General features: G+C 67.8%; 17 protein-coding genes. 5 read left to right on the forward strand and 12 right to left on the reverse strand.

Features of this window, described 5'->3' with window-relative positions:
* Positions 1-218: 218 nt before the first annotated feature.
* Positions 219-512, forward strand: a complete 294-nt coding sequence (locus VGV37_RS09265) for a DUF1330 domain-containing protein (RefSeq protein WP_326879377.1) — start codon at positions 219-221, stop codon at positions 510-512.
* 43 nt (positions 513-555) lie between these two features.
* Here VGV37_RS09265 and VGV37_RS09270 read toward each other — a convergent pair whose 3' ends face one another.
* From VGV37_RS09270 to VGV37_RS09295, 6 genes are all read right to left on the reverse strand, one after another.
* The gene (locus tag VGV37_RS09270; RefSeq protein ID WP_326879378.1) at positions 556-1,722 is read right to left on the reverse strand and encodes an amidohydrolase; all 1,167 of its coding nucleotides are present in this window, start codon (positions 1,720-1,722) and stop codon (positions 556-558) included.
* Positions 1,723-1,762: 40 nt separating this feature from the next.
* A complete protein-coding gene (locus VGV37_RS09275; RefSeq protein WP_326879379.1) occupies positions 1,763-2,422 on the reverse strand; it encodes an amino acid ABC transporter permease in 660 nt (219 codons plus the stop codon).
* The gene (locus tag VGV37_RS09280; protein ID WP_326879380.1) at positions 2,412-3,071 is read right to left on the reverse strand and encodes an amino acid ABC transporter permease; all 660 of its coding nucleotides are present in this window, start codon (positions 3,069-3,071) and stop codon (positions 2,412-2,414) included. Before VGV37_RS09280 ends, VGV37_RS09275 begins: the two co-directional genes overlap by 11 nt.
* A gap of 25 nt (positions 3,072-3,096) precedes the next feature.
* Positions 3,097-3,972, reverse strand: coding sequence for an ectoine/hydroxyectoine ABC transporter substrate-binding protein EhuB (ehuB, locus tag VGV37_RS09285; protein WP_326879381.1), 876 nt, complete (start codon positions 3,970-3,972; stop codon positions 3,097-3,099).
* A 116-nt stretch (positions 3,973-4,088) separates the two neighbouring features.
* Positions 4,089-4,964: a LysR substrate-binding domain-containing protein gene (locus tag VGV37_RS09290; protein ID WP_326879382.1), complete on the reverse strand. Its 876-nt coding sequence runs from the start codon at positions 4,962-4,964 to the stop codon at positions 4,089-4,091.
* A gap of 28 nt (positions 4,965-4,992) precedes the next feature.
* Complete coding sequence (locus tag VGV37_RS09295; RefSeq protein ID WP_326879383.1) at positions 4,993-7,668, reverse strand: ATP-binding protein; 2,676 nt, start codon at positions 7,666-7,668, stop codon at positions 4,993-4,995.
* Positions 7,669-7,848: 180 nt separating this feature from the next.
* Here VGV37_RS09295 and VGV37_RS09300 point away from each other — a divergent pair, with 180 nt between their 5' ends.
* Positions 7,849-8,547 (forward strand): substrate-binding domain-containing protein, encoded by a 699-nt coding sequence (locus VGV37_RS09300; RefSeq protein ID WP_326879384.1) that lies wholly within the window; start codon positions 7,849-7,851, stop codon positions 8,545-8,547.
* Between the two features lie 253 nt (positions 8,548-8,800).
* A complete protein-coding gene (locus VGV37_RS09305) occupies positions 8,801-10,843 on the forward strand; it encodes an NAD(+) synthase (protein WP_326879385.1) in 2,043 nt (680 codons plus the stop codon).
* 21 nt (positions 10,844-10,864) lie between these two features.
* Here VGV37_RS09305 and larB read toward each other — a convergent pair whose 3' ends face one another.
* The 4 genes from larB to larA are packed head-to-tail and all read right to left on the reverse strand — an operon-like array spanning position 10,865 to position 14,804.
* Positions 10,865-11,521 (reverse strand): nickel pincer cofactor biosynthesis protein LarB, encoded by a 657-nt coding sequence (larB, locus tag VGV37_RS09310; protein WP_326879386.1) that lies wholly within the window; start codon positions 11,519-11,521, stop codon positions 10,865-10,867.
* A gap of 2 nt (positions 11,522-11,523) precedes the next feature.
* Positions 11,524-12,309, reverse strand: coding sequence for a hypothetical protein (locus tag VGV37_RS09315; RefSeq protein WP_326879387.1), 786 nt, complete (start codon positions 12,307-12,309; stop codon positions 11,524-11,526).
* Positions 12,306-13,505: a LarC family nickel insertion protein gene (locus VGV37_RS09320; protein WP_326879388.1), complete on the reverse strand. Its 1,200-nt coding sequence runs from the start codon at positions 13,503-13,505 to the stop codon at positions 12,306-12,308. Before VGV37_RS09320 ends, VGV37_RS09315 begins: the two co-directional genes overlap by 4 nt.
* A 3-nt stretch (positions 13,506-13,508) precedes the next feature.
* Positions 13,509-14,804 carry a nickel-dependent lactate racemase gene (gene larA, locus VGV37_RS09325; protein WP_326879389.1) on the reverse strand — a complete coding sequence of 432 codons (1,296 nt, stop codon included), beginning with the start codon at positions 14,802-14,804 and terminating at the stop codon, positions 13,509-13,511.
* Between the two features lie 352 nt (positions 14,805-15,156).
* Between larA and VGV37_RS09330 the strand changes: the two genes are divergently transcribed.
* Together VGV37_RS09330 and VGV37_RS09335 are read left to right on the forward strand one after the other, a co-directional pair.
* A complete protein-coding gene (locus VGV37_RS09330; RefSeq protein ID WP_326879390.1) occupies positions 15,157-15,621 on the forward strand; it encodes a MucR family transcriptional regulator in 465 nt (154 codons plus the stop codon).
* A gap of 128 nt (positions 15,622-15,749) precedes the next feature.
* Entirely contained in the window at positions 15,750-16,130 is a 381-nt protein-coding gene (locus VGV37_RS09335) for a nuclear transport factor 2 family protein (protein WP_326879391.1), read from the forward strand.
* 26 nt (positions 16,131-16,156) lie between these two features.
* Here VGV37_RS09335 and mug read toward each other — a convergent pair whose 3' ends face one another.
* Both mug and VGV37_RS09345 read right to left on the reverse strand, forming a co-directional pair.
* Positions 16,157-16,696, reverse strand: coding sequence for a G/U mismatch-specific DNA glycosylase (gene mug / locus VGV37_RS09340; protein WP_326879392.1), 540 nt, complete (start codon positions 16,694-16,696; stop codon positions 16,157-16,159).
* Entirely contained in the window at positions 16,693-17,316 is a 624-nt protein-coding gene (locus tag VGV37_RS09345; protein WP_326879393.1) for a TetR/AcrR family transcriptional regulator, read from the reverse strand. The genes mug and VGV37_RS09345 overlap by 4 nt, the downstream gene beginning before the upstream one ends.
* Positions 17,317-17,367: the final 51 nt, after the last annotated feature.

A 17,367-nucleotide genomic window follows, 5' to 3' on the forward strand; every position in this document is an offset into this window, starting at 1 on the left:
GCGCCAGCAAATCTTCAAATCGCATCCTGCGTATGCCTTCGTTGAGCCGTGCCCGGTCCATGCGCGCCCCCCAATCAGGCACAACATAAAACCGGTCACTTCACGAGCTACGTACGCCGGACACTTCACGAGCTAGCCACATCCGCCTTCGACGAGGTCGCCTACCACTACGAGGTGGCATACACTGGCTGACGATCGAACAGCTCAGGGGAGGAAAAATGGCAAAAGGATATTGGGTCGTGCGGGTCGATATCACGGATCCCGAAGCCTACAAGAAATACGTCGCGGCGAATGGGCCGGCATTTGCCAAGTTCGACGCGAAGTTCCTGGTGCGCGCCGGCCGCTCCGAGACGCTGGAGGGCACGAGCCGGGACCGGAACGTCGTGATCGAATTCCCGTCCTACGAGACCGCACTCGCGTGCTGGCGCTCGCCGGAATATCAGGAGGTCATGAAGTTGCGGACCTCCGCCTCGACCGCCGACCTGCTGGTGATCGAAGGCTACGAGGGCTGAACCTGCGCCGAGGCGCCCCGACCGGGCACCTCGGTCGCCGGCTTCACGGCGCCTTGTTGGAACGGTCGCCGGCCAGGGCCAGGCGGGCGACGGTCGACATCCAGCCGGCCGCGGCCGGCAGGATCGCGTCGTTGAAGTCGTAGTTGGCGTTGTGCAATTCGCCTTCTTTGGCCACATGGCCGTTGCCGACCCAGACATACGCACCCGGGCGCTGCTCGAGCAGGAAGGCGAAATCGTCGCCGGCGGCGCTGGGGCGAATGTCGCGCCGCACGGCCAGCCCCGCCGCGGTGGCGGCGGAGACGGCGAGATCCTCCTCCATCGGCGTGTTGATCGTCGCCCGGCCGCTCGGCGACAGGTCCAGTTCGGCACGCATGCCGAACGTCTCGGCGACGCCGGCGGTGATGCGCCGCATCGTCTCCATCACCATCTCGCGCACCTCCGGCCGATAGGTCCGGAGCGTGCCGACGAGGGTGACGCTGGCCGGGATCTGATTGCCCGCCATCCCGCCATGGATCGATCCGATCGAGAGCACGACGGAATCGATCGGGTCGACGTTGCGGGCGACGATGGTCTGCAAGGCGACGATGAGATGCGCCGACGCGACGATCGGGTCCCGCGTCAGATGCGGCATCGCGGCGTGGCCGGCCAGCCCGTGCAACGTGATCGACCATCGGCCACCGGCGGCCATGACCGGTCCGTGATGGACCGCGACCGTGCCGGCCTCGAGCCCCGGCCAATTATGGAAGGCAAAGACGCGCTCCATGGGAAAGCGCTCGAACAGCCCGTCGTCGATCATCGCGCGCGCGCCGGCGCCGTTTTCCTCGGCCGGCTGGAACAGCAGCTGAACCGTGCCGTGCCAACTGTCGTCCTGGGCCAGGAGCGCGCCGGTCGCGAGCAAGGCCACGGTATGGCCGTCGTGGCCGCAGGCGTGCATCACGCCGGGCGTCGCGGACGCGTAAGGCAGATCGGTCGTCTCGTGGATCGGCAGCGCATCCATGTCCGCCCGCAGCCCGACCGAACGGTCCGATCCCGCGCGATGCAGCGTGGCCACGATACCGTGGCCGCCGATCCCGCCGGTGAACGGGATGCCGAGCTCCGTCAGCTTCTGTTGCACGAACGCGGCGGTGCCCCGTTCCTCATGCGACAGCTCGGGATGGGCGTGCAGGTGACGGCGCCATGCGGTGACTTTTTCGAGCAGGGCCTGGTCCATGATGATGTCCTCGACGAAGCGGATGAAGGAAAGCGAGCCGTCATCGCTGGCCGGCTCGGGCCAGCCGTCGCTCGAGGCGATGGAGCAGGCTCGAGAAGGCGACCGCGATGGCCAGGAACAGGGCGCCGACGACGACCATCGGCTCCGCATAGCGGAACGTGTCCGATGCCACATCCAGGGCCGAACCGAACGCCTCGGGCACGGCGATGACGGCGAGATAGGGCGTCGATTTGAAGACCGAGATGAAATAGGTGCCGGTGGGTGCCGCCACGTTGTGCAGCATCTGCGGGGCGATCACGCGGAGCAGGATCGTCGGCCGCGACAGCCCGAGCGAGCGCGCCGCCTCGAACTGCCCGCCCGGAATGCCGTCGATCCCGGCCTTGAACACCTCGGCCAGATAGCCGCTGTAATAGGTGCTGAGCGCGGCCACGCCCACGACCAGCGCCGGCAGCCGGACGCCATAGATGGGCAGCACGTAGTAGAGGAAATACAGCTGCACCAGCACAGGGGTGGAACGGATGAAATCGATGACCAGCCGCATGGAGAACCGCATCGGGCGGCCGGTGCGGCGGGCGATCTCCAGCACGAAGCCCAGCAGGGCGGAACCGATGCAACTCGCGACGGTGACGGCGAGCGTGGTGCCGAGCGACCGGGCAATCACCGGGAGGAGTGATGCGGCGAAGCCCAGGTCAAACGTCATGGACGGGCCTCTGGCCGGCGCCGACCAGCTTTTCCAGCCAGCGGCCGACGATGGTCGCCGGATAGCACAGGATGAAATAGGCCACCAGCAGGCCCGAATAGACGCTGACCGGATCGTAGGTCAGCTGTGCAATCTCTTTTGCCTTGAACGTCATGTCGTCGAGGGTGATGAGCGACACCAGCGCCGTGCCCTTCACCAGCTGGATGAACTGGTTGACGAAGGTCGGCATCATGGCGACGAGCGCCTGGGGCAGTTCGACCTTCAGCAGGACCTGCCAGGGCCGCAGCCCCAGCGCGCGGCCGGCTTCCTCCTGGCCGCGATCCAGGGTTTGCAATGCGGCCCGGACCGCCTGGCTGCCATAGCCGCCGATGTTCAGGCCCAGCACCAGGGACGCCACGACCAGCCCCGGCAGCCGGATGCCGAAGCCCGGCAGCATGTAGTAGAACGCGTAGAGCAGGATGATGACCGGCGTGCTGCGCCAGAACTCGATGACGGCGGTGGTCGCCGCCCGCAGCCAGCCCTTGCTGCAATGCTGCGTCACCCCGGCCACGAAGGCGAAGGGCACGGCATAGAGCATGCCCAGCAGGGTGACCAGGGCGGTCACCCGGAACCCTTCGAGGATGCCGTGCAGGATCTGCAGGAAGCTCATGGGCCGTTCCGGGGTCGCGCCCGGCCTAGCCGCGGCCTGCGCAGATATCCGCGGTCGTGATGGTCGGCGGCGCTGTTTCCGCGGCGCTGAAATGATATTTCGCCATGATCTGCTGCAAGGTGCCGTCGGCCTTCAGCCTGGCCAGTTGCGCGTCATAGGCGTCGCGCAGCGCCGCGTCCTCGGTGCGGAACACGACGGCGGTTTCCATCATGGCCGGCTGGCCGTCCGGCTTGATGTAGCCGGTGAACGGCAGGGCACGATCGATGCCGTTAAGCGCGCCGCTGTCGATCAGCGAGGCCACCGTCGGCGCCGAAATGGTAATCGCGTCGATCCGGCCGGCCAGCAGGGCGCTGACCGTGGCCTCGCTGTTGGGAAACAGCAGCATCTGGGCTTCCGGAACGCCGGCGGCGAGCGCGTTCTTGACGTTCTCGGTGCCGCGGTCCCCGCCCAGCCGGATCTTCGGGTTCTTTACGATGTCGGCATAGCTGTGCAGGTTCGCCGGATTGCCGGCCGGGACAAGCAGCCCGTCGCCGGCGGCCAGATCGGGCTCGCCGAAGATCACCTGCTTGCACCGGGCCGGGGTGATGGCCACGCCGGAGGCGACGGCGTCGAGGCGGTCGGCCAGCAGGCCGGGGATGAGCGCGCCGAAATCGGCGACGGTGAATTCCAGCTTCACGCCCAGCGGTGCCAGGGCGGCGCGGATCACATCCGGATGGAAGCCGACGACGTCGCCCTTGGCATCCCGATAGCCCCAGGGCGCGCGATTATGGATGCCGACGATCAGGGTCTTGCCGCTGAGGCTGCTCGACGGCGCCTGTGCCCACGCGACGGAGCCCAGCAAGCCGAGCCCGACGCCGATCATTGCGAGCCTGAGCCGCAACAGCCTGGAAGGAGATGTCATGCCGCACCCCTTGGAAATCGATCGCCGATGACGATAGCACTCGTGCGGATCGGCACAATCGAGCCCAGGACATAGCTTGATGCCCTGAAGTTATGCTTCGACCTGCTTTCCACACCTCATCGCGACGAGAGCAGGCAGCTGATGAAATCGCGCACCAGCCTCGATTTCGGCCGATCCAGCGGCAGGATCAGCAATGATCGCGCGAACAGGGGCGGTTCGAAGGGGCGGAAAGCCAGGCGGGAGACGTCGATCCCCCCGATGGCGTAGGAGGTGACCAGACCGATGCCGACGCCTTCGGAAACCAGCGCGCAGACCGAGGCGCCGTAGATCGTTTCCACGATGAACTGCGGTACGACCCCCGCATCGGTGAAGATCAGCTCCATCCGCTGGCGCGTGCGATCTTCGGGCACATACCCGACCAGCGGGACGCCGTCGAGATCGGCGGGCGTGATCACCGCGCGGTCGCACAGCGGATGACCGAGCGGCAGCGCGCACATCGCCCTGGCCGTGACGAAGGTCTGATGCAGTACGCCGGCCACGTCGATCTCGTCCGAAGTCAGGCCGATGTCGAACTGGCCGGAAACGACGCATCGCCGCACGTCGCGCGACGACATCACATGAAACGTCACGCGGATCTTCGGATGCTTCCGGTTGAATTTCGCGATCGCCTTCGGCACCAGCGCACTGCCCAAGGCCGACAGCGACGCGACGCGGATCTCGCCGGCGCCCTGGTCCCGGATGCGCGCGGCACTGGCCCGCAGCGTGTCGATGCCGCGAAAGGAAACTTCGACGTCCCGATAGAACAGCTTGCCTTCGGGCGTCAGCACCAGGCGATTGCGCACCCGATCGAACAGCGCGAAGCCGAGCAGCCGTTCGAGCTCGGCCAACGCCCGGCTGACCGCCGGCTGCGTGATGCCCAGCAATTCCGCCGCGCGGGACGCCGTGCCGGATTTGACCACGGCGGCAAAGATCTCGATCTGACGATAGTTCACCGGCGAAGGGCTCCCATCCCGCGATCGTCTAGCGCCGGATCGGGTTTGGCCGGATGGCTTCGCCGCGGTCGCCATGCAGCGGGTCCGCATGCCCGTCGGCGCGGCCGAGCCAGCTCTGGGGCGCCGTCGGACCGGGTCCCTGGGACGGCGACTCGGCGAGTGCTGCGGTCACGGCCTGCTCCTCGCTCCAGGCAGCGCCTTCCGCCTGGAGAGCGGAAAGGTCGGCAGGCGGCAGCGCCTGGTCCAGGCGACCGGCCAGTTCGTCCCACAGGATCTGCTCGATCCTTTCCCGTGTGCGCTTCTTCGCCCGGAAATACGCATCGCTGTAGCCGGCGAAGCGCGCGGCATCGACCGATTGCCCCTCGATCGCGTATGCCAGCGCCAGATGCTGGATGCAGAACACGACGCTGAGGCTTTTGCCGAGCGCTGACGACAGCCGGATCGCTTCGCGTGCCGCCTCGCTCGCGCCCGCGGCGTCGCCCGTGGCGGCGAGATAGCTCGCAAGATTGCGGGATATGTTGGCCAGTGCGTTCGCATGGCCTTCCGCCCGCCATCGGGCCTGGGCGGCGCGGGCGCGGTCGATCGCCGCGTGGGGCCGCCCCGTAGCGAAATCGAGTTCGGCACGCATCATGGTGACCATCTGCAGCATCCGCGTATCGCCGAGGCGGAGCGCGATCGGGTCGAGCTCGTCCAGATGGGCTTGCGCGCCGGCCATGTCGTTCGTGAACCAGCAGGTGACGACCATGTTGAACAGGGCCGCGGCCAGGAACTTGGTCGGCCCGAGCGCCCGCAGGCGGGCGAGGCCTTCTTGAAGATAGGGCTGGGCCTGAGCCACATCGCCCGGCTTCATCGACAGCCTGCCGGCCTGGTCGGTCGCCACGGCCATCTGGAGCGGGTCGCCGATCTGGCCGAACAGGGCCAACGCCTCCAGGGTCGCGTTCAAGTATTTCGGATCGCCCGGATGCGCATTGCGGCCGATCGCCAGCCGCAGACGCGCCAGGACCGCCGGCGGAGTCGCGGCATCGACCCGCACCTCGGCACACTCCAGCCAGCGGCGCCGTTCCTCGAACAACGAGAGTTCGGCCCATAGTTCCTGAGCGTGGGCGACGAGCCGCAGCCCCAGCGCTGCATCGCCGTCGGAACCGAAGGCCCAGTCCAGGACGGTTCGCAGGGTCTCCAGGTGGGGCTCGTAGGCAGCGAGCCAATCCTCGGTCGGCGTGGTCGCCCACAGGTGGTCGCCCTGTTCGTAGAAATCGCCCAGATACCGGGCCAGATCGCGAAAGTACCGGCTACGCTCCGGGGCCGACAGTTTTTCCTGCCCATAGGCGCGAGTCGATTCGAGCAGCCGGAAGCGGCGCTCTTCGTCGGCCGTCGCCAGCGGGACGACCAGCGACTTGTCGATCAGGCCCAGCAGCAGGTGGACCGCATCCGCCTCCACCGCGGGATCGTCGCGCGCCACGGCCCGCGCGGCGGCGACCGTAAAGCTGCCGGCGAACAAGGACAGCCGGCGCAGCAGCGTCCGCTCGGGCTCGCTCAGCAGGTCGTAGCTCCAGTCGATCATCGCGCGCAGCGTCCTGTGGCGCGACGGCCGCGCGCGGCCGCTCTGGACCGACAGCCGGAACCGGCTGTCGAGCCGGGCCAGCAGTTCCGCCGGCGTCAGCAGTTCGAGCCCGGCAACCGCCAGTTCGATCGCAAGGGCCAAGCCGTCGAGGCGACGGCAGATCTCGACGACGGCCGACACCGTCTCTTCCGTCAGCATGGCGGTACCCAGCACCGCGTCGGCCCGTTCGACGAACAGGCATACGGCGCTGAAGCGAAGCGCTTGCGTCATTGTGATCGGCCGGCCGTCGTCGGGCGTGGTGAGCGGCTTGACGCGATGGGCCGCCTCTCCGGCGATCGACAGCCGTTCGCGGCTGGTGGCCAGCACCGTGACGCCTGCGCAATGGCGGATGATCGCATCGACGAGCGTCGCGCTCGCCTCGATCAGATGTTCGCAATTGTCGAGAACGATCAGCAGCCGCTTGCGACGCAGGAAGGTCGTGATGGTGTCGAGCGCCGAGCGCCCGCCCAGGACCGCGAGATCGAACATGGCGGCCGTCGTCTCGGCGACGAGCCTGGGATCGGCGAGCGGCGCCAGTTCGACCAGCCAGACGCCATCCGGGTAGTGCCGCGCGGCTTCCGCCGCGAGTGCCAGGGCGAGCCGGGTCTTGCCGATCCCGCCGGCGCCCCACAAGGTCAGCAGCCGGGCCTCGGGCAGGCGGGAGAGCAGCGTCGCCAACTCGTCTTCCCGGCCGACCAGCCGATCCGGCGGCACCGGCAGGCGGCCGGCCGGATCCACCGCGGCACGGTCGACACCGGCCAGCTCGTCGACCGCATCGCCGGGCTGCACCGGCGGAAGGAACTGGTACCCCCGGCCGGGAATCGTGGCGATCACCTTCGCATCGCCCAACTCGACACTCAGCGCCTTGCGGACCGAGGCGATGGTCACGACCAGGGTATGATCCTCGACGATCGCCGCGTCGGGCCATACCAGGCTTTTGAGTTCCTCCTTGGGCACGACCCGGCCGGCGCGTTCGACCAGCGCTGCCAGCAGGTCGAACGGCCGCCCGCCGAACGGCACGACCTGTCCCCGGCAGGTCAGCCTCCGGCGATCCGGCGCCAGCGCGAAGGGACCAAAGCGAAAGGCGCGGTCAGGATCGGGCATCCAATTTTTCCAGGTGCGGTTCGTCCCTTACACCGCCCAAGAAGCGATGCGCGGTCAAGCGTCCAGAGCGGTTCGAAACCGCGCGCCGGTCGCCCGCCCGGATAACACACCGGCCCCAAATGCGGAATTCATGCTAGTTACCGGAGCGATCGACATCTACCCTGGACTTGGGAGCACGGCATGGCCACCCTTCGCATCCTGAGCACGCTCGCCGTTCGCGGCGCCTTCGAGACGAGCGTGCTGCCGGCCTTCGAGCGATCGGCCGGCGCCACGGTCGAAGCCGAATGGAATCCGACCGCCCTCCTGTTGAAGTCCATCGAACGAGGCTGCTTGGCCGATGTCGTCGTGGTGACCGACGATGCCATGGACCGGCTGGAGGAGGGCGATCTGGTCGACCCCGCGAGCCGGATCGCCATCGCCGTCGCCTTGCTCGGCGTCGCGGTGAAAGCAGGTGCCGCCCGCCCCGACATTTCTACCGCCGACGCGTTCAGGCGAACCCTGATCGACGCGCGGTCGGTCGCCTATTCACAGAATGGTGCGAGCGGCCTCTATTTCGCCGGCCTGATCGGCAGGATCGGGCTCGCCGATACGGTCGGCTCCCGGGCGACGATCGTACCGGTGGGCTTTACCGCCGAGCGCCTGCCGACCGGCGAGGCGGATCTGGCCGTGCAATTGATCAGCGAGCTGATGGTGGTGGACGGGATCGATGTCGTCGGCCCTTTCCCCGCGGAATATCAATCGCCGACGCCTTTCAGCGCCGCCCGGTTGCGCCGGGCCGGCAATCGCGAGGGCGCCGAAGCCTTCCTGCGGCATCTTCGGTCATCGCAAGCCCGGCGCGCGTATCAGGATGCGGGCCTGGTGCCGGCCGAAGGTGGCTGATCGGTCAGCTGCGACAGGGCGACATGGTCGGGCGCCGACTGCAGGACAATCACGTCCGGCTGGTGAGGCCCCTGTCCGGCAGCAAGGTCGGGGCCATCGCGTCGCCGGTGCTAAGCGGGCTTGGCATCCAATTTCTGCATTATCGTCCGAAATTTAGCGATCCCTGCCGACCTGTTTCGCGACATGGTGACCGTAGGCCTCCGGCGTGGACTGCGGCTATGATGCGGTCCTCGAGCTCGGAGATGTGTCTGGCATGAACTTCCATTCGATCTATGCCCATGGTTTCGCGCGCGTCGCGGCCTGCAGCCACCGGACGGCGTTGGCCGACCCGGCCACCAACGCCCGGACCGTACTGGCCATGGCCACGGACCTGGACCGGCAGGGCGTAGCACTGGCGGTCTTTCCCGAGCTGGCCCTGTCCGGCTATTCGATCGAGGACCTGCTGCTGCAGGACGTGCTGCTCGATGCCGTCGAGCAGGCGGTGGCGACGGTGCTGGAACGGTCCACCGCCCTCCGCCCCATGCTGGTCGTCGGGGCGCCGCTGCGCCATGCCGGTCGCGTCTACAACACCGCGCTGGTGATCCACCGGGGCCGACTGCTGGGCGTCGTGCCCAAATCCTACCTGCCGACCTATCGCGAATTCTACGAACGGCGCCAGATCGCGGCGGGCGACCTGTTGCGCGGAGAGATCACCGTCGCCGGTCAGTGCGCCCCCATCGGCAACAACCTGCTGTTCGCCGCCGAAGACCTGCCCGGCTTCGTGCTGCATGCCGAAATCTGCGAGGATATGTGGGTCCCGGTCCCGCCCAGTGCCGTGGCCGCGCTGGCCGGCGCCACCGTGCTGGCCAACCTGTCCGGCAGTCCCATCACCATCGGCCGCGCCGACAGTCGCCGCCTGCTCGCCCAATCCGCCTCCGCCCGGTGCCTCGCCGCCTACCTCTACGCCGCCGCCGGGACAGGCGAAAGCACGACCGAGGTCGCCTGGGACGGCCAGGTGATGATCTACGAAAACGGCGTGCGCCTGGCCGAGGCCGAGCGCTTTCCGGCCGACGGCCAATTCATCGTCGCCGACGTCGATCTCGACCTGCTGCGCCAGGAGCGGATGCGGATGGGCACGTTCGACGACAATCGCCGCACCCACGCCGATGCCGCCGGCGACTTCCGCACGATCGCCTTCCGACTGGATCCACCGTCCGGCGATCTGGGCCTGCAACGCCCGATCGAGCGCTTTCCGTTCGTGCCGTCCGATCCCGAGCGGCTGGAGCAGGATTGCTACGAGGCCTACAACATCCAGGTCGCCGGGCTCGTCCAGCGGCTGCGGTCGGTCGGTGCCAAGCACGTAGTGATCGGCATTTCCGGCGGCCTCGATTCGACCCATGCGCTGATCGTGGCGGCCAAGGCGCTGGATCAGCTGGGCTTGCCCCGCAGCAACATCCTGGCCTTCACCCTGCCCGGCTTCGCGACCGGCGCGGAAACCAAGGGCAATGCCTGGCGCCTGATGCGCAGCCTGGGCACCACCGCGCGCGAGATCGACATCCGGCCCGCCGCCCGGCAGATGCTGGGCGACATGGGCCACCCGTTCGCCGGCGGCGATCCGGTCTATGACATCACGTTCGAGAACGTCCAGGCCGGCCTGCGCACGGACTATCTGTTCCGCTTGGCCAACCAGAACGGGGGGATCGTGATCGGCACCGGCGACCTGTCGGAGCTGGCGCTCGGCTGGTGCACCTATGGCGTCGGCGATCAGATGTCGCACTACGCCGTCAATGCCGGCGTGCCGAAAACGCTGATCCAGCACCTGATCCGGTGGGTCGGCCGTACCGGCCAATTCGCCCCGGAGGTCGGCGAGACGCTGGAGGCGATCCTGGGCATGGAAATCTCGCCCGAGCTGGTCCCGGTCGAGGAAGGCGCCGCCCCGCAAAGTACGGAAGCGAAGATCGGTCCCTACGCGCTGCAGGATTTCCACCTGTACTACACGCTCCGCTACGGCTTCCGCCCGTCGAAGATCGCTTTCCTGGCGATGCATGCCTGGTCGGACGCGGCCCGCGGCGCGTGGCCCCCGCATTTTCCCGAGGATCGGCGCCCGGCATTCCCGCTCGCCGAGATCCGGCATTGGCTGGAGCTGTTCCTGCAGCGGTTCTTCGCGTTCAGCCAGTTCAAGCGCTCCGCCTTGCCGAACGGGCCGAAGGTCTCGTCGGGCGGCGCCTTGTCCCCGCGCGGCGACTGGCGGGCGCCGTCAGACGGCAATGCCGCGGCCTGGCTCGAGGAACTGCGCCGCAACGTGCCGCAGGCGTGATGGCAGGCGAGCCTAGCGTTGCTACCCGGCCGCGCGCAGCATCTTGATCGCCGCTGCGGCGGCACCGAAGCCATTGTCGATATTGACCACGACCAGCCCGGGCGCGCAGCTCGCCAACGCTGAAGACAGTGCGGCCTTGCCGCCCTCTGCGACGCCATAGCCGACGGAGGCCGGCACCGCGATGACCGGTGCGGCAACCAGGCCGGCCAGCACGCTGAACAGGGCGCCTTCCATTCCCGCCACGGCGATCAGCACCCGGCAGGCCCGCAATTCATCCAGGCGCGCCAGCAGCCGCCAGAGGCCCGCGACGCCCACGTCGGCGATGATCTCGGCACGATGCCCGCCGAAGGCCAAGGTCCGCTGCGCCTCGCGCGCGACTGCCATATCGGACGTCCCCGCCGCGACGATGCCGATGCCGGTCGCCGCCAGCGCGATCCCGCCGCCCAGCACCGCGGTCGACGACGACGGATCGTAATCGAGGACATCTTGCGTCCCTGTCCGCAAGGTTGCGTGGGCAGCACCGGACAGGCGGGTCAACAGCAGCCGCCGGCCGTCGGTAAGGGCAGCTTCGACGATGCACTCGATCTGATCCGGCGACTTGCCTTGGCAAAATACCGCCTCGGCCACACCGGTCCGGCGTTCGCGATCCCAATCGAGCTGGAATTCGGGGGAATCCAAGATCAGCCGTGCACGAACATGGCGCCGCGCCGATAGGGGCCGACGCCGGCAAGCCGACGCCCATGGTCGCGGCACAGGGACCCGGCCAGCGCCGCCAGCGCGTCTTCGTTGCCGATGCCCTCGCCGATCTCGATGGCGATGCCCCCGTGCGTCACGCGACAGCGCAGCACGGCACCGGCCGGCGCCAGCGCGGCCAAGCGGGTCTCGACCAGGTCGATGAAGACGAGGTCGTCGGGATCGATCGCGATTCCGGTCTCGACCCGGCTGGCGAGGCACGGCTGGGCCGGCAGCTCCGCCACCTCGCCGAGGCCGAGCCGGCGGGCGAGCGCGCGCACCGCCGACTTGTCCATGCCAGCCTCGACATAGGGGTGCACGACCTCGTGTTCCGAGGCCGCGAGCAGGCCCGGCCGGTAGTCGCCGAGATCGTCGAGATTGGCGCCCGATGCGATGGCGGCAGGCGTGATGGCGCGGATCCGGTCGTAGAGGTTCGTCTTGCAGAAATAGCAGCGGTCGACCGGGTTGTCCCGGTAGCGGGGGTCCGAAAACTCCCCGGTCCCGGTCACCGTAAGCGCCCAGCCCTCGAGCGAAGCCCGCACCCGGACGCGTTCGGTCGCCGCTGGCGGAACCGCAGGCGAGACGGCGTGGATCATTTCGAGCGAGCCGCCGGCACCGTCCGTCCGCAGCCGATGCGCGAAGGCGGCGAGCGTCATGCTGTCGACCCCGCCGCTGACGGCGATGGCGAGGTGGGCATGCCGGGCCAGCCGTGCCGCGAGGGCTGCCTCGCTCATCGATCGATCCCCCGTTCCGCCAGATGCTTCAGGCGGCGGCGCGCCTCCAGGCTGTCGCCCGCGAGATCGTCGCTTTCGGCCTTGAGGGTCCAACCGCCGGCGCGCTCGACGGTCTTGATGCCGATGACGGCCCCGTCGGCCTCGGCCGTCGAAAGCCGGCGGGGCAGCACGACGCGCTGGTCCTCGCCGACCCGCAGGCCGATGGTCGAGGTTTCCAGCAGGCAACGTTCGATGGCGGCATCGGTTCGATCCGGCCGGACCAGCAACCGGAATGACTGCATGACGCGACCTTTCTTGCCCTGGACCTGACCGACGGTGAGATCCAGCACGCCCTCGACCGCGCGCAGCCGATCGGCGGCGACGGCGATTTCCTCACCGGTCATGTCGTCGATCTCGAAGCCGACGGTCGTGACGCGCTGCCGGGGCGCCGGCGCCGGGGCCGCGTCGAACACCAGCGCGCGCAGCACGTTGGGAATGCCCTGCAAGGTCCGGGTGCCCGCCCCCGTGCCGACGGCGGCGAGCCGTCCGGAGAGGGTGGCTCCGCTGCCCTCACCGCCGATCAGGTGGCGCAGGATCGCCGCCCCGGTCGGCGTCACCCGCTCGCCGCCGACGCCGTCGTCGCGCCAGGCGAAGCCGGTCAGCAGCGCGACGGTCGCCGGCGCTGGAACCGGCAGCAGGCCGTGCTGGGTCTCGACCAGGCCACCGCCGCGCGGCAGCGGCGAGACCGTCCAGTGCGAACCGGACAGCGCCGCGGCGATGCTGCCGGCGGCCACGACGTCGAGCAGGGAATCCCAGTCGGCGATCTCGTGGAAATGCACGGTCTCGACCGGGACCTGGTGGATCGCCGCCTCGACCTCGGCGATGAGGGTCAGGATGGCGACCGCCTGTTCCGACGTGCCGGGACTTAGCGCGGCCGACCGGATGCGACCGACCATGTCGAGAAAGCTGCCGGCCCCGCCCTCATGCCCGTGATGATGGTGGCCCTCATGATCGTGGGCGGGTTCTGCGAGACCGAAGCTCAGCCCACGCAGCGCGCCGTTACGGCTCTCGATCAGCCGCGCGCCATAGCCGTCCGGCAGGACGGCCCGGGCATCGGCCAGCACGCGGTCCCGCAGGTCGGGGAAGGCATCCAGCAGGGCGGCCACGAACATGTCGCCGGCGATCCCGCCGACCGCATCGAGGTGAATGCCGGCCATGGGTCAGGCGGTCTCGTGGACCGGCACCACATAGGGGCCTTCCGGGATGATCGCCAGCGCATCGTCGCCATGGCGCGCGAGGCTGGCCGCGATCGCGGCATCGACCGACGCGATGATCTCGACGCCGGTGATGCGCAGTTCCTCCGCATCCAGGCCCTCGGTATAGAGCTGGATACGGCCGACGCGCATCGGCTTCAGTTGCATTTCGGTCTGCCACTCATCGACTTCGGCCAGGGACTTCGCCGTGAGCGTCGCCAGGAAACGCTCGGCCCCGAGGTCGACCAGCTTCGCCTGCGCCGCCCGGAATTCCGGCGAGCCGAAACCCTCCGAACAGCGCGACGCGATGATCAGGGTGCCGCCCGGCTCCAGGATGTCGATCGGCGTCACCATGCCCTTGACCGTCTGATAGTAGGTCTTGTCGAGCGGATAGCCCGCCGAGGATGTCACCACGGTCTTGAAGCGCCGGCCGACCTTGATGCGCGTCGCATCCTGGATGAACGCGACGGCGGCCAGATGGCTGGCGATGATCTCGCCGAAGCTGACGTGGACCAGGTCGCGGTCCTCGTCGATCACGGTATTCAACGCATAGAGCTCGCCGACCATGCCGACGATCTGGAGCTGTTCCTCATGCAGGGGGTTGCCGACCAGATTGCACTGGACGGCGAGCGGATCCTCCATGAAGCGCGCGGAATGGAAGGTCCGGATCGTCTCATGGCCGGCCACGCCGGGCGCCACCACCTTGCGGCCGCCGGACCACCCGGCCATGAAATGCGGCTCGACCAGGCCGGTGGCGACGCGCAGGTCGGCCTCGATCAGGATCCGGTTGATGCTGACCGGCGTGCCGCGCGTCGTGGTTCGGCCGAGGTCGACATGGTCGTGGCTGTCGCGGGCGAAGTGATTCACGATCCGCACGTTTTCCATCACCCACGGATCGCCCACGACCTCGGCCAATTCCGCGCCCTCGTTCGGGCGGTGCAGGCCGGTGGCGACCAGGACAGTGATACGATCGAGCGGGATGCCGCTGTCGACCATGGTGTCGATCATCGGCCGCAGGAACAGGCCGTTCGGCACCGGCCGGGTAATGTCGCAGATCAGGATGCAGGCGCTCTGGCGTCCGCGGGCGAGTTCGCGCAGCGGCTTGGCGTCGACAGGATTGTCGAAGGCATGACGGATCGCCGCCGCATTGTCCGGCAGCTTGGGCAGGACGGCCTTGCGGATGACGGTCGGCTCGGCCCCGGCCGGCATCGCCAGATGCAGCGTCCCGCGGCCGTAAGCGATCTCGATGTCGTCTCGTGCCATGAATCCCCCGGCGCTTGAAGCTACGGTCCCCACCTGCGTGGGCTCGCCCGGACGAATGCAACCGGTCCAGAAGCAACCGATATTGCATTATCGTGTCGCGGGTTTGCGGTGACAAGCCTCCTGCCCGGCGTCCGGTATCGGGCTGAGCTCGATGCCCGGACCTCGTCAGAGCCGGAGACTGCCTGGCGGTTTTGGCAGGCGAAGGGCATAGGCGATCGTTTTCTCGAGAACGCCGGCGCCTTCGGCGCGGGAAGTGCGCTGTTCTTGACCAGCTCGGCGGTTTTATTTAGGAAGAGCGGAGTATTTTAAGGGATATACGAACATGCAGGATGGTTCGCAGGCAACAAGCGAAATGTCGACCGTAGAAACGGTCACCCGGACTCTGGGATTGACCGCCGAGATCGTCGCGGCTTTTCTCTCGAACAATACCGTCGCCATTGCCGATTTACCGAATGTGATCCAGTCGGTCCATCGGGCGCTGTCCGGCGTCGCGGCCCCGGAGCTTGCCCCCGTCGCGGAAAAGCTGGTGCCGGCGGTGCCGATCAAGAAGTCGGTGACGCCCGACTACATCGTCTGTCTCGAAGACGGCAAAAAGCTGAAGATGCTGAAGCGCCATCTCTCCAGCACCTACAATCTGACGCCGGACGAATATCGCGCCAAGTGGGGCCTGCCGCCGGATTATCCGATGACAGCGCCGACCTATGCGGCACAGCGCAGCAGTCTCGCCCGGTCGATCGGGCTCGGCCGCAAGCCTGCCCCGATCGCCGAAGCCGTGCCGGCCAGGCGCCCTGGCCGCCCGAAGAAATCGGCGGCCTGACCGAACCGTCGTTCGCCGACCGCCGGCCGGGCCGCGACGGCATCGGGCTCGAGCGCGCTGCCGTGAAGGGCGGACGGGCGAGGGCATGATGCGTCCGGGCATCAACGACCAGGTATGGGACGAGAAGGATGGACCGGGACGAGATTCGAAAGGCACTCGATCGCCACTGGGCCGCCTCGGACGCCAATGACTTCGACGTCGAGCACGACATATACCGGGAGGACGCGCTGCTCGAGTACCCGCAATCGGGCGAGCGCATCAAGGGGCGGCACAACATCCAGGCATCTCGCGCCGCCCAGCCGAACGCAAAGCGTTTCGAGGTGCGCCGCATCGTCGGTACAGGCGACCTGTGGGTCACGGAATTCATCCTCGCGTATGACGGCCGCCCGACCTATGCGGTGAGCGTCATGGAATTCCTGGATGGCAAGGTGGCGCACGAGACCCAATACTTCGCCGACCCGTTCGAGCCCGGACCGTCCCGAGCACGCTGGGTCGAGCGGATGGCGTGAAATCGGTACGAAGCTCCAAGGCGCTTTCAGGTAGCAAGCCCGCCCAGCTCTGCCGCTCGATAGAGTTGACGGTAGTCGCCGACCAGCCGATCGAGATCGAACGACCGATTTCGCCCGCTGGGATTGGGCAGAACCCACACCGCAGCGCCGCCGAGGGTGGTCGGTTGCGATCCCCAGGCGACGTCCCGCCGACCCGACAGCGCGCCAAAAGCCGCCTTGCCGAGGAAAGCGACGAAGCGTGGTGCATACCGCGCGATCTTTCGTTCGAATGATGCGGCGGCGGCGAGGAACTCCTGTGCCGAGAGCTGCTCGGCCCGCGCCGTCGGCCGCCCGACCACTGCGGTCAGGCCGCACCGATGCTGCAGGATCGAGCGATCGTTCTCAGGCGGGATTTCCTCCGGCGTGAAGCCGGCCAGATGGATCACGCGCCAGAAGCGATTGCCTCTTCCAACAAAGTGATGCCCCGCCGCAGCCGCGGCCATCCCGGGATTTATTCCGCAGAAGACCACGGCAAGGTGGCTGGCGATGATGTCCGGCAGCGGGCCGCTGGTTTGCTCGCCGGTCATCCGCAGATTACGCCGACCGCCTTGCGCGCCAGTTCCGTCAAATCGGCGCGCGGGGAACCGGCACGGGCGCGAATGGCGATGGTATGCATCGTGGCGGTTGCCAGCAGCGCGAGCGCTGCAGGATCGGCATCCCTTTTCAGTTCGCCCTGCTCGATCGCCGTTCGAAAGCGCGTTTCGAAATCCGTGTCGAACGTCCGGAATCCCGCCCCCAGGCTGTTCCGAATGTCGAGATCGTCGACGGCCTCGATGACGGCGGTGCCGATCACGAAGCAGCCGCGCGGGCGGCCATCTCCCGAGAAATAGATCGACAGCGCTCCCTCGTAGACGCGCGTCAGCGCTTCCTTCAAGGGCAGATCTTCGGCGAATGCCTCGCGCATCGCGCTGAAGGCGAGCTGCCAATACTGCGCGAGAGCCTCGAGATAGAGCGCGCGTTTGTCGCCGAATGCCGCATAGAGGCTCGGCCGGTTCATGCCGGTCGCGGCGGAAATTTCGTCGAGCGACGTGCCGGCATAGCCGGTCTTCCAGAAACTGTCCGTCGCCCGCTGAAGCGCTGCCTGGGGGTCATAGGCACGGGGCCGGCCTCGGCGCTTCGGCGCTGCATCGCTCTTTTTTTGTACCATATCGCATAAAACCTTGACTGCGAGATCCTGCAGCCATATTTATGCGATATG

Origin of the sequence: Aliidongia sp. (assembly GCF_035943795.1) — a bacterium.
GTDB lineage: Bacteria > Pseudomonadota > Alphaproteobacteria > ATCC43930 > CGMCC-115725 > Aliidongia.